Source organism: Embleya sp. NPDC005575 (assembly GCF_040605455.1).
GTDB lineage: Bacteria > Actinomycetota > Actinomycetes > Streptomycetales > Streptomycetaceae > Embleya.
Window position 1 is genome coordinate 1 of the sequence record NZ_JBEXCV010000200.1, and the last position, 13372, is coordinate 13372.

The following is a 13372-nucleotide window of genomic DNA, read 5'->3' on the forward strand; positions in this document are numbered from 1 at the left end:
GGCCCGGGCCCCGGCTCGGCTCCGGCTTCGGCTCCCGCCCGCGCAGGTCCGCGCGCCCGCACGCCGGCCCGCGCCTTGGCTGAGTGCGCTCCCGTCAGGGCGAATCGTCCTCCGGCACCTCGGCGATCCGCTTGATGGTCGCCAACCGCCGGTCCCAGTCCGCCGCAAGCGAAGCCATCCAGCGTGCCGTCGCGTCCAGCGCCGCCGGCCGCACCGCGTACCGCACCTCCCGGCCGACCCGGCCGCCGGACACCAGCCCGGCCGCGTCCAGGACGGAAAGGTGCTTGACCACCGCCTGCCGCGAGACGGGCAGTCGCTCCGCGAGCGTCGTCGCGGTGGCCTCGCCCTGCGCCGCGAGCAGATCGAGCAGCCGGCGACGGGTCGGGTCGGCCAAGGCGACCAGCACGTCGTCGACCGCCCGATCTACGCCACCGGGCTCGTCCGTCACGCGGCCGCCTGTTCGGCGCGGGTCTTGAGGGCGTCGAGTTCCTGCGGCCAGCCCCCGGAGTTGTCGCGCACCGCGTTGCCGCGCAGTTCCTCGGACCCGGCCAGGGCCGCGAACCCGCTCTCGACCACCCGAAGCCGCGTCTTGTCGCCCTCCGCGACCAGGGTGAACTCCACAAGCGTGCTGTTGTCGTCGCGCAGTTCCCGGCCGGGGAACGCACTGGCCCAGCGGTAGGCCAGGTACGTGGGCGGCTCGACCTTCTCCACCCGCACCGGGAAGTCGCCGTACTCCGGGTTCTTCGCCATCATCGTCTCGCCCTCCCTGGCCACCGTTCCGGGCAGGCTCGCCTTGTCGGCCACCCAGAACCCGGGCTCGGCCACCAGCGACCAGACCCGTTCCAGGGACGCCTCGATCAGGGTTTCGCGTTCGATTCGATCCTCGCTCACGAGAGGGCTCCTTCATCGTCGTCGTCGCCATTGAATGCAACCTCAGAGTTGCACATCCGCCTTTCGGGTGCAACCCGAGGATTGCACCCGGATTCGGGTTCGACGATCGGGCAAGGTGGGCGGCTTCGCGCCGAAGGGGGCACCCACCACCGGCACGCACGACGGTGGGTTCCCCGGGTGCGACCTGATCCTGGCGGGAAGCGCCGCCGGCGCCGTGCTCCTCGGCGTCGGCACGTTGGTGATCCGCGGCCGACGCCCGGCAACGGCCCGAGTCCGCCTCACGCCGGCCGGCCACCCGGACGGTGTTCGTCACCGGCGACTCCTACGGCGGCCGCTTCGCCGCCCGCGTCGGCATCCTCGACACCGGCACCGGCACCGGCACCTGGTCTCGACCCTGGAGGACTGGGCGGTCAGCGTCGACGGCAGGCCGTACCAGGAACGCGGTCAGCGGGGTGCCGTTCTGCCAGAAACCCAGGAGGTCACGATCGATCAGGATCAACGCGTGCCGTGCGGCGAAGTCGCGGGCCGGGGCGGTGAATACCGTCGCGGTGACGATCACCGGAACATCGGCCCCGTGCTCGGCCCGGGCGGTGCCGTTGAAGCGCTGCACGTCGCCACTGCCGACGGGCCGGTGCGTCGCATAGCGCCTGCACTGGATGACCAGCCGCCGACCGTCCGGCAGTCGGCCCACCACATCGGCGCCCAAGTCCCCGCCGCCGCCCACTCGGGCCACCTCGGTACAGCCGTCGCGGCGGCACAGCGCCGCGACGTGGTCCTCGAAGCCGGTCCCGCTCATCGCGTCCACCGAGGTCAACGACCGTTGCCGGTCCAGACGTTGCTCGTCGGCCAGGCCGGCAATCGCCGTCGATGTCGCGGGGCCCTCGATCGAGCCGTCGGCCTCGATCGATTCCATGCAATCGCAACACGGCGCGGGTACAGTCGCATCCCACACGTCAGCCGCCCGAACCGCTCATAGAGTGGGTCGGGACGGGCTACGGACGGCAGAGTCGCGTGCGACGATCCGGTGCCGAGGAAAGAGGTGCGGGAGAGTGGATGGCGGTCACGGTCGCAGACACGTGCGTCGACGCAGTGCGGCAACGGCCCAGGGACCGAGCCCGCGAAACCGTGCCACCCGTACCACCCGCGATCAGCTCAACTGGCTCAACGAGGCGAGCCTACGCATCGGCACCACCCTCGACCTGAAGACCACCGCACAGGAGCTGGCCGACTTCACCGTTCCCCGCATGGCCGATGCCGCCGCCGTCGATCTCCTGGAGTCGGTGCTCCAGGGCGAGGAGGGGCAACGGCCGCGCGGCCGGGGAAGACCGGTCCGTCGGGCGATGGCCGTGGCGGCGATCGAGCGACTCGCCGACCTGGAACCCGACGAGGTCGGCGAGCTGTCCACGTCCGCCCCGGACCGGGACTCCCGCTTCACCCGGGCCCTGGCAGACGGCCGACCGCTGCTCATCGGCAGCTTCGGACCGGACGACTTCGAGGAGCTGGCACCCACCCCCAGTGCCGCCGTCAAACTGCGCCAAGCCGGCGTGCACACCTACCTGATGGTGCCGTTGATCGCCCGGGGAGTGCTGCTGGGCCATGCCGATTTCATCCGCGCGGGCAGCCGGCCCGGCTTCACCGAGGCGGACCTGGCACTGGCCGTCCAGCTCGCCTCCAAGGCAGCGGTGGACATGGATAACGCGCGCCTGTACGGGCGCGAGCGCGAGCACGTGGCCCGGCTCCAGCGCAATCTGCTCCCCCGCGTCACGCCGCGCACCCCGGGCCTGGAGGTGACCTCCCGGTACATCCCGACCGCCGATCCGCTCGGGGTCGGCGGCGACTGGTTCGACGTGGCGCCCCTGCCGGGCGGGCGCACCGCCCTCGTGGTGGGGGACGTGATGAGCCACGGCATGTCGGCGGCGGCCACCACCGGCGTACTGCGGGCCGTCGCACGCACCCTGATGGCGCTGGACCTGACGCCCGAACGTATGCTCGCCCGCCTGGACTTGGCCGCCCGTGACCTGGAGGACGACCAGGTCGCCACCTGTCTGTGCGCCGTCTACGACCCGGCCGAGGCCAGTTACACCCTGGTCAGCGCCGGTCACCCGCCACCACTGCTGGTCACCCCGGACGGCAAGGCGTCATTCGTGGACGTGCCGGTCGGTGCGCCGATCGGTGCCGGCGTCATCCCCTACGATCCGCTGCGGTTGACCATCCCGCCCGGCAGCCGACTGGTGCTCTACACCGACGGGCTGGTCAAGTCGCGTACCGAGGACATCGACGTACAACTGGCCCGGCTGCGCGCGCTGGCCGCCGGGATAGGGCCGATCGGGCTGGCCTCCGGTGCGCTCGGCGACCTCGCGCCCGGCGGTGGGACCCGCTTCGACGAGGCCGTCGTGCTCGTGGCCGCCACCGAAGATCCGCTGCTGGGAACGGACTTGCACACGTGGGACCTGCCCGCGAGCGGCTCGGCGGCGGGCGTCGCGCGCAAGCTGGTCAGAGAGCAGCTCGACGTCTGGGAGTTGAGCGATCTCTCCGATGTCACCGAACTCGTGGTCAGCGAACTGGTCGGGAACGCACTGCGCTACGGCGTCGCGCCCGGCCAACTGCGCCTGCTGCGGCACGATCGCCTGGTCGTCGAGGTCTCCGACACCGGCCCGGACCTGCCACAGATCCAACACTCCTCGCTGAGCGACGAAGGCGGCCGGGGCCTGCAATTGATCAACATGCTCTGTCGGGGCTGGGGTTCCTGCCGAACCCCGAACGGCAAGATCGTCTGGGCCGAACAGGACATCCCGTAGGGAAGGGAACGACAGATCGAGGACGATGCGTGCGGGTCGGTTCGGGTTCAGGCTTCGGTTCCGATGCCGGCGAAGGCGCAGGGTCAGGCGCAGGTCGGGTCGCCGGCTGTGGCCGGGACGGCGGAATGCGCGATGATTCGGCCCGCTTGCTCGACGACGAGGGACACGACGTGGTCGCGAGCGTCGGTGACGGCGACGCCATGGTCGAGGGTGCCACCCGCTTTCCGGCCGGTGCGGCCCTTGCCGGGCAGCGCCGGGCGGGGACCGATCCCCGTTCGATCCCCGCCGGGTCGGGCCGAAGCCCCGACGACGACGTCACGCACGGCCTCGGCCTCCGCCCCGTGTCGGATCCGCAACCGCGGCATCACCGCTACATCCGGTTGACGTCGCGCACGGGACTCCCGTCCCGACTCCTGCCCTCGGCGGGCGAACCTCGCCGGCTCGCCCCCGACACCGAAAGCCTGCCGGACCGGGCGGTGTCTGAAAACGCCTTTCAGCCTGAGCCGAAACCTGCTGGTCCGGGGGCGTTCCAGGACGCAAACTGTCGTGGTCCTCCCCGGGGCCGTGCCGAACGGGAGGCCGCCACAGGGCGTTTCACACGCAACGAACACGAGCAGGGGGTACACCGGTGCTGCGCATCCACTTCACCGCGGAGGACCTGGCCCGGACCCGACTCGCCACGACGGTCGGTGCCGCGGCCGAGACGTATCACAGCCTGGAACTGTTACAGGGGCAGCGCAGACCGCTGCCCTTCCGGGCTTGGCGCACCGCGGTGGCCGGCCGGGTGGAGGCGACGTCGGGCCCGCTCACCGCGCTGATGCCCGTGCGCGGCCCCGGCCTCGATCTACGCACGCTGATGGGGGACTCCCTCTCGCTCGACGAGGGCATCGAGAACCTGCTCGCGGTGCCCACTCGGCGGTTGCGCAAGGAAATGGCGAACGTGACCTTCGCACCCACTCACGCCACCTGGGTCCGCGACTTCCTGGACGGCGGCCGGGAACCGCGCCGCGAGTTCGCCGACGCCCTGCGCGCCTGCCACGATGTCACGCTCGCGCCGTTTCGATCCCGGATGCGGTCCCACCTGGAGTCGGTGCGAACCGGGTACGCGCGCACCCTGCTCGAGGGCGGCGTCGAGCGCCTGCTGGCCGAGCTGTGCGTACCGCTCGTCCGATGGAAACCGCCGGTCCTGGAGGTGGACTACCCCAGGCACGACGACTTTTGGCTCGGCGGCCGGGGGCTGGTCATCGCGCCGGCCCTGTTCCTGTGGCGAGAGTTGGTGCTGGTCCACGACACCGAGGACGAGACCGCGCCGTACGTGCTCACCGTCCCCACGGTGCGCGAACTCCGGGACGCCGCCGCGCTGTGGGAGCCCGGTGCGGCCGGCGACCGGGCGCTGGGCGCACTCCTCGGACAGACCCGAGCGGCCGCGCTGGCGGTGATCAACGACGGGTGCAGCACCACGGAGTTGGCCCGTCGGCTGAATTTGTCGCCGGCGTCCGCGAGCCAACACGCGACCGTACTGCGCAACGCCCGGCTGATCTCCACCACCCGCCAGGGCAGCGCCGTCCTGCACACCCTGACCCCGCTGGGCCTGGAACTCCTCGGCAGCGACCCCTTCCACGCGGTCCACCCGGCCCGGGCCTGAGCACCGCCGGGGCACGCACGACGGGTCCTCCCGGCACGGCCGGAGCCCCCACGCGCGGCTGCGTGGGGGCTCCGGCTTCGGGCCCGGCCGAGTGCCGGGCCTCGTCCGTGCGTTTCGCGGCCCGCCGCCCGTGGTGTACGGCGCAGCCGGATGCGGACTAGGAGAGGTGGGTCGTGTCGGCCGTCTTCGCCCGACGGCGCGCGGAACCGAATAGCGGGACGACGTTGAGCAGGAGGCCGACGATCGCGACGCCGGTGACCAGGTTGGCACCGGGCCGGTAGGTGCCGAAGTCGGTGTCTCCGGCGGTGGCACCGGTGGTGACGGCGGTGACCACGGCGAGTACGAGCGCCGCGCCGACCTGGCCGGAGGTCTGCACCAGACCGGAGGCGAGGCCCTGTTCGGAATCCTTGATGCCCTCGGTGGCCTGGGACATGATCGAGCTGAAGCCGAAGGCGAAGCCGCCGCCGAGGAGCAGCATGGTGGGCAGCACGGTGAAGGCGTAGTTCGGGGTGCTGCCGGCGGTGGCGAGGAACCACACGTAGCCCAGGCTCATCGAGGCCATCGACGCGATCAGCAGCGGCGCGGTGCCGTAGCGGTTGATCAGGCGTCCGGTGAACGGCGATCCGAAGGCCACCACGAGGCCGGCCGGCAGCAGGGCCAGTGCCATCCGCAGCGCGGACCAGCCGAGGCCGTCCTGGAGGTAGAGCGTCATCATGAACTGGAAGCTCATGTAGGAGCCCATCAGCGCGACGATGCTCAGATTGGCCCGCACCACCGTGCCGATCCGCAGGATGCCGAAGCGAACCAGCGGGTGGGCGAGTCGCTTCTCGACGAGCACGAAGGCGGTGAGCAGCGCCGCGGCCAGCACGATGGAGCCGAGCGTGATGGGTGCGGTCCAGCCGCGGTCGGGAGCCGAGACGACGGTGTAGACGGCGAGCAGCATGCCGCCGCTGAGGGTGACGGCGCCGACCAGGTCGTGGCCGCCGGAGTCGGCGGGGCGGTCGCGCGGGATCAGCACGTAGCCGGCGACCAGGGCCAGGATGGCCAGCGGTACGGGGGTCAGGAAGGTCCAGCGCCAGCCGAACTCGGTGAGCAGTCCGCCCAGGATCAGGCCGGAGGAGTAGCCGCTGGCGCCGAAGACGGAGAACACCGAGAGCGCTCGGTTGCGGGCCGGGCCCTCCGGGAACGTCGTGGTCAGGATGGACAGCGCGGTCGGCGCGGTGAAGGCCGCGGCCAGACCCTTGACGAAGCGGCTGGCGATGAGCAGGCCGCCGCTGTCCACCAGGCCGCCCAGCAGCGAGGCGGCAGCGAACACCGCGAGGGCGATCAGGAAGACCCGGCGCCGGCCGAGCAGGTCGGCGGTGCGACCGCCGAGCATCATCAAGCCGCCGTACCCGAGGACGTATCCGTTGACGATCCACTGCAACGAAGTCGCGGACATGCCCAGTTCGTGGCCGATCGACGGCAACGCGACGCCGACCATGGAGACGTCGAGGCCGTCCAGGAAGAGCACGAGGCACAGCACGGCCAGGACGCCCCAGAGTCTGGGGGTCCAGTGCGGGGCGGACGTTGTCGGGTCGGACGCGTCGGACGAGGGGGCGGAGCGCTCGCGGGAGGACGGTCCCGCGTAGGTCTCGACTGTGGAAGCCATGAGAGAGAACTTATATGCACACGCATTGAATGTCTACGCATTAAATGTGGGTGCAATAAATTTGCTTGCATGTTATGACGGGTGGCGTTACCTTGACGCGATGAAGACCGAGGAGCCGCTGATCGAGAGCTGGCGCAACCTGTTGTCGCAGTACAGCCTGGTCGCCCATGAGCTCGATCGTGCCCTCCAGGCGGAGCACTGCCTGACGATGAGCGACTACGAGGTCCTGGATCGCCTGATCGCCGCCGACGGCTGCAAGGCCCGCATCCACGACCTGGTCGGCGATCTGCACCTGAGCCAGAGCGCCTCCTCGCGCGCCGTCGCCCGACTGGAGAAGTGCGGCCTCGTGCAGCGCGCGATGTGCGACACCGACCGCCGGGGCGTGTTCGTCACCGCCACCGACCGCGGCCGGGCCCTGCACCTCGAAGCCCGCCGAACCCAACTCGCCGTCCTGCAAAAGCACCTGGCCTGACGAGCCACACCGCCGACGGCCGCCCGGGCTCCGCAGGACGGGGCGGGGGTGGGATAGCCTCGCCGGCATGTCCGCTGCCCCGAAGGTCCGTGCCTATGTCCCCGCCGACGAGGACGCCGCGGTCGACGTCTGGTCCCGGGCGGGCCGCATCGCGCATCCGTTCATCCCGGGCGAGGGGGAAGGCGAACGCGAGCGGCAGATGCGCCAGACCTACCTCGTGCACGCCGACAACTGGGTCGCCGAGATCGACGGTCGGGTCGTCGCGCTCCTCGGTCTGATCCTCGGCGAGATCGACGGCGTGGACTCCGGCGAGATCGGCGGCCTGTTCGTGGCGCCCGAGGCGCAGGGCACCGGCGTGGGCCGACTGCTCGTCGAGCACGCGGCGACGCTGCACGGCGCGCTGACGCTGGAGGTGTACGAGAAGAACACCCGGGCGCGCCACTTCTACACCCGCGTCGGATTCACCGAGCACAGCCGTCGCACCGACGAGCCGTACGGCGAGGTCCTGCTCAAGCTCGTTCGCCCGGCACCGCGAGCCTGAACCGGCCCGGCGAGCCCCGGCCCGGCGAGCCCCGGGCCCGACACCGCAGGGCCGAACCCGGGGCCGACCCGTCCGGCCGGAGGGACGTGCGCTCCGGCCGGACGGGCATCGGGCGATGGCGTGCGCCGGCCCGATTCGCGCTCTACCGGCCGTAGTCCCGGCCGACGACGAGGGGCTGCCCGGCCGAATCGGCACTGGCCAGGTCCTGCCCGGCATCGATCCGGCCCTGCACCGCGTACTGGTAACACGGGAAGCGGATACAGACGACGGACCGGCTCACGCCGTGCAGCACGGGAAACCCGGTGCGGTTGGCGATCGAGAGCACCGGTCGGGTGACGGTGTACCCGGCGTCACCGCGATCCTCGATCACCCGTGCGGGAACCACGGTCCGCGTCCCGCTCAGGTTGTGGCCGCTGTAGACGCACAGACTGGCCGCGGGGCAGGACTCGGCGGCGGCGCCGGCGGTCGGGGCGAGAGCCAGTGTGCCCAGGAGCGTACCTGCGGCGGCGCCGGCGGCGATGGTGGCCAATTTACGCATCATGCGAGTGTCCTCACTTTCGATGGGTCGAGCGGTCGACGAGGCGAACCGGTCGACGGGTCGACGGGTTGTACGTCGGATCTGCGACGGTTGGTTGGCGCGGTCCGACGCAGGCCACGGTTCCGTATCGACAGCACTGTGTGAAACCACATTTACGGACAGTGGCGAACCATGTCGTTTCGGCCGGGTCGCCGACCGCCGACACCCGTTCGGAATCACGGTGTAATCGATCGACTACGGGCAGTGGATCCCAGGAAATCGCCCCACCGACGTCCGCCGGCAGGCTCGCCCGGTGACCCCTCGCGCACCGGATCGAGCGGTTCACCCATTCGCTTTCGGCCACGTCCCCCTGGCCGAAACCGCCACGACCACCGCGCGGCCACAGCCGGCACCCACTGGCGGCACCCACCCGACTCCCACCCACTCGACCCGCCCACCCCGGCAGTCGATCCCGCCCACGAAGGGGCGGACGCTCAGCGCGAATCCGCATCCTTCGCGTTCGCCACGGCGGCACGGCCGGCCGCCAGGCGGGCGGCCGGCAGTCGGAACGGTGAGCAGGACAGGTAGTCCACGCCGACCTCGTGGAAGAACCGGATCGACTCCGGGTCGCCCGCGTGTTCCCCGCACACGCCGATCCGCAGCCCCGGACTCGCCCGCCGACCCTCCTGGGTTGCGAGGTCGACCAGCCGGCCGACGCCCTCGCGGTCGATGGTCTCGAACGGCGAGACGTCGAGGATGCCCCGGTCCAGGTAGCCGGCCAGGAAGGACGCCTCGGCATCGTCGCGGGACAGACCCCAGGTGGTCTGCGTCAGGTCGTTGGTGCCGAACGAGAAGAAGTCCACGACCGGCGCGATGGTCGCGGCGGTCAGCGCGGCCCTGGGCAGTTCGATCATGGTGCCCACCGGGCAGCGCACCGGTGTCCCGGCCGCCTGTCCGACCTCGGCCAGGACCCGTTCGACCTCCGCGCGCACGATGCGCAGTTCCTCGACGGTGGCCACCAGCGGGATCATGATCTCCGCCCGCGGGTCACCGCCGGCGCGCACCCGCGCGACCACCGCTTCCCCGATGGCCCGCACCTGAGTGGCCACCAGCCCGGGGGTGGTCAGCGCCAGCCGTACCCCACGCAGACCCAGCATCGGATTCTGCTCGTGCAGGCGCTCGATCGCCTCGTGCACGCGCACCGCACGCGGCTCGGGCTCCTCGCCCCGAGCCCGGATTCGGGCCAGCCGGACCGCCGACTCGGTGTGGTCGGGCAGGAATTCGTGCAGTGGCGGGTCCAGCAGCCGGATGGTCACGGGCAGGCCGTCCATCGCCGCGAGCAGTTCGGTGAAGTCCTCGCGCTGGAGCGGCAGCAGGGCGTCCAGGGCGAGCCGACGGTCGGCGTCGGTGCGGGCCAGGATCAGGTCCTCGACGAGGGGTCGACGCGGGCCCAGGAACATGTGCTCGGTACGACACAGCCCGATTCCGCGGGCGCCGAAGCGCCGGGCCCGGGCCGCGTCCTGGGCCGTGTCGGCATTCGCCAGGACGTGCAATCGCCGTACCGCGTCCGCCTGCTCCAGGAAGCGGGCGACCGCCTCGACCACGCCGGCGGAGCGTACACCGGTCTCCAGGTAGCGGGTGACCGACGAAGGCACCAGTGGCAGCGCGCCCGCGTACACGGTGCCGGCCGTACCGTCCACCGAGACGGTGTCACCCTGTTCGAGCACCGTCCCGTCGGCGCCGGTGCAGCGTTTGCCCTCGACGTCGATGTCCAGGTCGGCCGCGCCGCACACGCAGACCTTGCCCATGCCGCGGGCCACCACCGCCGCGTGGCTGGTCTTGCCGCCCCGGCCGGTCACCACGGCCTCGGCGGCGATCATGCCGGGCAGATCGTCCGGGCTGGTCTCCGGGCGGACCAGCACGACCCGTTCGCCGGTCGCGGCCCGCCGGGTGGCCTCGGCCATGTCGAACACCACCGCGCCGACCGCAGCGCCCGGCGAGGCCGGGACACCGTGCGCCAGCGGTGCGGCGTCCGCGTGCGCGTCGAAGCGCGGGAAGGTCAGCTGGTCCAACTGCCTGCCGTCCACCCGGGCGAGTGCCTGCGACCAGGTGATCGTGCCCTCGTCCACGAGCGCGCAGGCGATCCGGAAGGCGGCCTCGGCGGTCCGCTTGCCCACCCGGGTCTGCAAAACCCACAACCGGCCGCGTTCGATGGTGAACTCGACGTCGCACAGGTCGCGATAGTGCGCTTCGAGCAGCCGCAACACCGCGATCAGGCGTTCGTACGAGGAGGGGTCCAGCCGTTCGAGGTTCTGGAGCGGCAGCGCGTCGCGGACCCCGGAGACCACGTCCTCGCCCTGCGCGTCGGGCAGGTAGTCGCCGTACACCCCGGCCCGCCCGGTGCCGGGGTCGCGGGTGAACGCGACGCCGGTGCCCGAGTCCGGTCCCGAGTTGCCGAAGACCATCGCCTGTACCGTCACCGCGGTGCCCAGGTCGTCCGGGATGTGCTCGCGCCGCCGATAGACCCTGGCCCGCTCGCCGTTCCAGGACCGAAAGACCGCCAGGACGGCGCCGGCGAGTTGTTCGCGCGGGTCCTGCGGAAACTCCTCACCCGCGTCCTCACGGACGATGCGCCCAAACTCCCCGACGATCTCGGTCAACTCCCCGACGCCCAGCCCGAGATCGTCGGCCACGCCCAGGCGCAGCCGATATCGGGTGAGTACCTCCTCGAAGCGCGCCGCGGGCACGCCCAGCACGGTGGCTCCGTACATCTGCACCAGGCGGCGATACGAATCCCACGCGAAGCGTTCCCGGCCGCTCGCCGCGGCCAGGCCGAGCACCGAGGCGTCGTTGAGGCCGACGTCGAGGATCGTGTCCATCATGCCGGGCATGGAGAACCGGGCCCCGGAGCGCACCGAGACCAGCAACGGGTCGTCGGCCGCTCCCAGCCGCCGCCCGATGGAGTGCTCCAGGCGGGCGAGGTGTTCGGCGATCTCGTCCGCCAGTGCGCTCGGCGGCGCGCCCGTGCGCAGGAAGACCCGACACGCGTCCGTGCCGATCGTGAATCCGGGCGGCACGGGCAGCCCCAGCCGGGTCATCTCGGCGAGGTTCGCCCCTTTGCCACCGAGCAGTTCGGCCTGCTCCCTGGAGCCTTCGCCGAAGTCGTACACGTAGGCGGTCGCCATGGGCATCCCTTCCCGCGCGGTGGGCCCGCGAAGAACGGTGCCCGTACCGACGCGTGCCGCCGGGCGCGACCGGCGCGGATGCCCGTCCGGTCCGCCGAAACTCGCCGGGGTCCCCGCATGGGCTCCGAACGCGCACGTCCACGGCCCACGAACACCCGCCGCGATCGTCACGACGTCGACACCGGCTGTCTTTCAGGGTAGCCGAGGCGGGGCGGCGCCGGCGCAGCGAGTCCCGGCGGCCGGCGGGCCGCCCGGGACGATCCGCGGCGGTCCTCGGGCTGCCGGTCGACGGCCGCCACAGCCCGGGAGGAGCACGTCCGCGATCCACCGCTCCAGGTCGGAGAGGTTCGGGAAACACGGATGCGCTCGAACCGATGAAGCCCGCCACGCCGGCCTCCGCAACGGTGATCACGTTTGACCACACACGGTAATCACTCGATCGCGCCAAGGGTATCGTCGCCGTCGACGCCCCGCCACAAACCCCGGAATACCGAGGACTACGCCCAAAAGCCCCCGGTGCGTTTTCGACGCACACGAGCCGGCCCCGCCGGCCGCGTCGCGGCCGGCGGGGCCGGACCCTGGCTCGGGGACTACGCGAGGGACTGCACCGGCCGACGGGTGGACGTCTCGATCTCGCCCGCCGCCTTGTCCAGCAACTGCCGGGTCAGGTCGGTCAATGCCCGCGCGGCGGCGATCTCCTCGCCGACCTGCGGCTGGTCGGGGTCGTCCGGGAAGCGGCTCGCGTGCGCATGCGAGCGCAACTCCGTTCCGTCCCGCAGCCGAAGGAGCGCGGCCGCCTCGGTTCGCTTGCCGTCCTCCTTGAACTCCATCTCGATGTGCCATCCGACGATCTGCATGAGTGTCGCCTCCAAGCCCCCGGTCCGGTCGGTGCCGGTCGTGCCCCTCCGCACCGGCGTGGTGCGTCCTGCCGCACCGCGATGCCCCGCTCCCTTCCGTCACCTCGATTCGCGTCCCGCGTCCTTGTCGACGCGATCACCCGTCGCCGGATCCCCGCTCGCCCGCTCGCCGCCCGGCGGCGGTCCGCTCACCGTGACCCGGGCCGGGCGCAGCAGCCGATCCCCCACGCGGTAGCCCGGCGTGTGCACCACCGAACAGATCGGCGGATTCACCCCGGGCTCGACCCGGTACACCAACGCGTCGTGGATGTGCGGGTCGAACTCGTCCCCTACCGTGCCGAATCCACGCAACCCCAGCGTCGCGAGCGTGTCCTGCAGAGCGTCCACCGCACCGGCCACTCCGGGCGTCGTCTCACCGGCGGCGCGAGCCCGGTCGAAGTCGTCGAGCACCGACAGCAGCGGCGTGAGCACATTGGCCAGCGCGACCTCGCGCACCGCGAGCCGATCCCGGCGTACATGTGCGCGATAGGCGCCGTAGTCGGCCTGGAGCAGCCGCAGTTCGTCCACCCGCTCGCTCAGCTGCCCGCGCAGCGCCGCGATCTCGGCCAGCAGTGCGGCCAGGATCGGCGACTGCGGATGCTCGACGGGGACCGGCAACAGCCGCCCCGAGCCGGGGGAGGTCCGGTTCACGCGGTCCCACCTCCCTGCTTGTCGTCGTCAACGATCTCGGCGTCCACGACGTCGTCGTCGGCAGTGTTGCCCGCGGCGTCGCCGGTCGAACCGGCCGCACCCTCGGCGCCGGGCTGGGCGTTCGC

General features: G+C 71.7%; 12 protein-coding genes. 4 read left to right on the forward strand and 8 right to left on the reverse strand.

What is annotated here, in order from left to right; genetic code table 11:
• Nucleotides 1-94: 94 nt before the first annotated feature.
• The 3 genes from ABZS54_RS38140 to ABZS54_RS38150 all read right to left on the reverse strand — a co-directional run bounded on the left by ABZS54_RS38140 (nt 95) and on the right by ABZS54_RS38150 (nt 1804).
• Nucleotides 95-448, reverse strand: coding sequence for a metalloregulator ArsR/SmtB family transcription factor (locus ABZS54_RS38140; RefSeq protein ID WP_355546690.1), 354 nt, complete (start codon nt 446-448; stop codon nt 95-97).
• Nucleotides 445-891 carry an SRPBCC domain-containing protein gene (locus ABZS54_RS38145; protein WP_355546692.1) on the reverse strand — a complete coding sequence of 149 codons (447 nt, stop codon included), beginning with the start codon at nt 889-891 and terminating at the stop codon, nt 445-447. Before ABZS54_RS38145 ends, ABZS54_RS38140 begins: the two co-directional genes overlap by 4 nt.
• Nucleotides 892-1213: 322 nt before the next feature.
• Nucleotides 1214-1804 (reverse strand): restriction endonuclease, encoded by a 591-nt coding sequence (locus ABZS54_RS38150; RefSeq protein ID WP_355546694.1) that lies wholly within the window; start codon nt 1802-1804, stop codon nt 1214-1216.
• A gap of 163 nt (nt 1805-1967) precedes the next feature.
• Between ABZS54_RS38150 and ABZS54_RS38155 the strand changes: the two genes are divergently transcribed.
• Both ABZS54_RS38155 and ABZS54_RS38160 read left to right on the forward strand, forming a co-directional pair.
• Entirely contained in the window at nt 1968-3689 is a 1722-nt protein-coding gene (locus tag ABZS54_RS38155; protein WP_355546696.1) for a SpoIIE family protein phosphatase, read from the forward strand.
• A 628-nt stretch (nt 3690-4317) separates the two neighbouring features.
• Nucleotides 4318-5334, forward strand: coding sequence for a helix-turn-helix domain-containing protein (locus tag ABZS54_RS38160; RefSeq protein ID WP_355546698.1), 1017 nt, complete (start codon nt 4318-4320; stop codon nt 5332-5334).
• Nucleotides 5335-5491: 157 nt separating this feature from the next.
• On the opposite strand, the gene ABZS54_RS38165 is transcribed toward ABZS54_RS38160, so the two are convergent.
• Entirely contained in the window at nt 5492-6985 is a 1494-nt protein-coding gene (locus ABZS54_RS38165) for an MFS transporter (protein WP_355546700.1), read from the reverse strand.
• A 100-nt stretch (nt 6986-7085) separates the two neighbouring features.
• On the opposite strand from ABZS54_RS38165, the gene ABZS54_RS38170 reads away from it, so the two are divergent.
• Complete coding sequence (locus tag ABZS54_RS38170) at nt 7086-7457, forward strand: MarR family transcriptional regulator (protein WP_355546702.1); 372 nt, start codon at nt 7086-7088, stop codon at nt 7455-7457.
• A 67-nt stretch (nt 7458-7524) separates the two neighbouring features.
• Complete coding sequence (locus tag ABZS54_RS38175) at nt 7525-7998, forward strand: GNAT family N-acetyltransferase (protein WP_355546704.1); 474 nt, start codon at nt 7525-7527, stop codon at nt 7996-7998.
• Between the two features lie 142 nt (nt 7999-8140).
• Here ABZS54_RS38175 and ABZS54_RS38180 read toward each other — a convergent pair whose 3' ends face one another.
• The 4 genes from ABZS54_RS38180 to grpE form a co-directional block, all read right to left on the reverse strand.
• Nucleotides 8141-8539, reverse strand: a complete 399-nt coding sequence (locus ABZS54_RS38180; RefSeq protein WP_355546706.1) for a peptidase inhibitor family I36 protein — start codon at nt 8537-8539, stop codon at nt 8141-8143.
• Between the two features lie 470 nt (nt 8540-9009).
• Entirely contained in the window at nt 9010-11700 is a 2691-nt protein-coding gene (gene ppdK / locus ABZS54_RS38185) for a pyruvate, phosphate dikinase (protein ID WP_355546708.1), read from the reverse strand.
• Between the two features lie 590 nt (nt 11701-12290).
• Entirely contained in the window at nt 12291-12557 is a 267-nt protein-coding gene (locus ABZS54_RS38190; RefSeq protein WP_355546710.1) for a DUF1876 domain-containing protein, read from the reverse strand.
• Nucleotides 12558-12656: 99 nt separating this feature from the next.
• On the reverse strand, nt 12657-13247 hold the full coding sequence (grpE, locus tag ABZS54_RS38195) for a nucleotide exchange factor GrpE (RefSeq protein ID WP_355546712.1): 591 nt from the start codon (nt 13245-13247) through the stop codon (nt 12657-12659).
• Between the last annotated feature and the right edge of the window lie 125 nt (nt 13248-13372).

What these genes read in the sequence shown, in the direction of transcription:
- ABZS54_RS38165 (WP_355546700.1), bottom strand. Translation starts at nt 6,985, where the DNA reads ATGGCTTCCACAGTCGAGACCTACGCGGGACCGTCCTCCCGCGAGCGC.
- ABZS54_RS38170 (WP_355546702.1), top strand. Translation starts at nt 7,086, where the DNA reads ATGAAGACCGAGGAGCCGCTGATCGAGAGCTGGCGCAACCTGTTGTCG.
- ABZS54_RS38190 (WP_355546710.1), bottom strand. Translation starts at nt 12,557, where the DNA reads ATGCAGATCGTCGGATGGCACATCGAGATGGAGTTCAAGGAGGACGGC.
- ABZS54_RS38175 (WP_355546704.1), top strand. Translation starts at nt 7,525, where the DNA reads ATGTCCGCTGCCCCGAAGGTCCGTGCCTATGTCCCCGCCGACGAGGAC.
- ppdK (WP_355546708.1), bottom strand. Translation starts at nt 11,700, where the DNA reads ATGGCGACCGCCTACGTGTACGACTTCGGCGAAGGCTCCAGGGAGCAG.
- ABZS54_RS38150 (WP_355546694.1), bottom strand. Translation starts at nt 1,804, where the DNA reads ATGGAATCGATCGAGGCCGACGGCTCGATCGAGGGCCCCGCGACATCG.
- ABZS54_RS38180 (WP_355546706.1), bottom strand. Translation starts at nt 8,539, where the DNA reads ATGATGCGTAAATTGGCCACCATCGCCGCCGGCGCCGCCGCAGGTACG.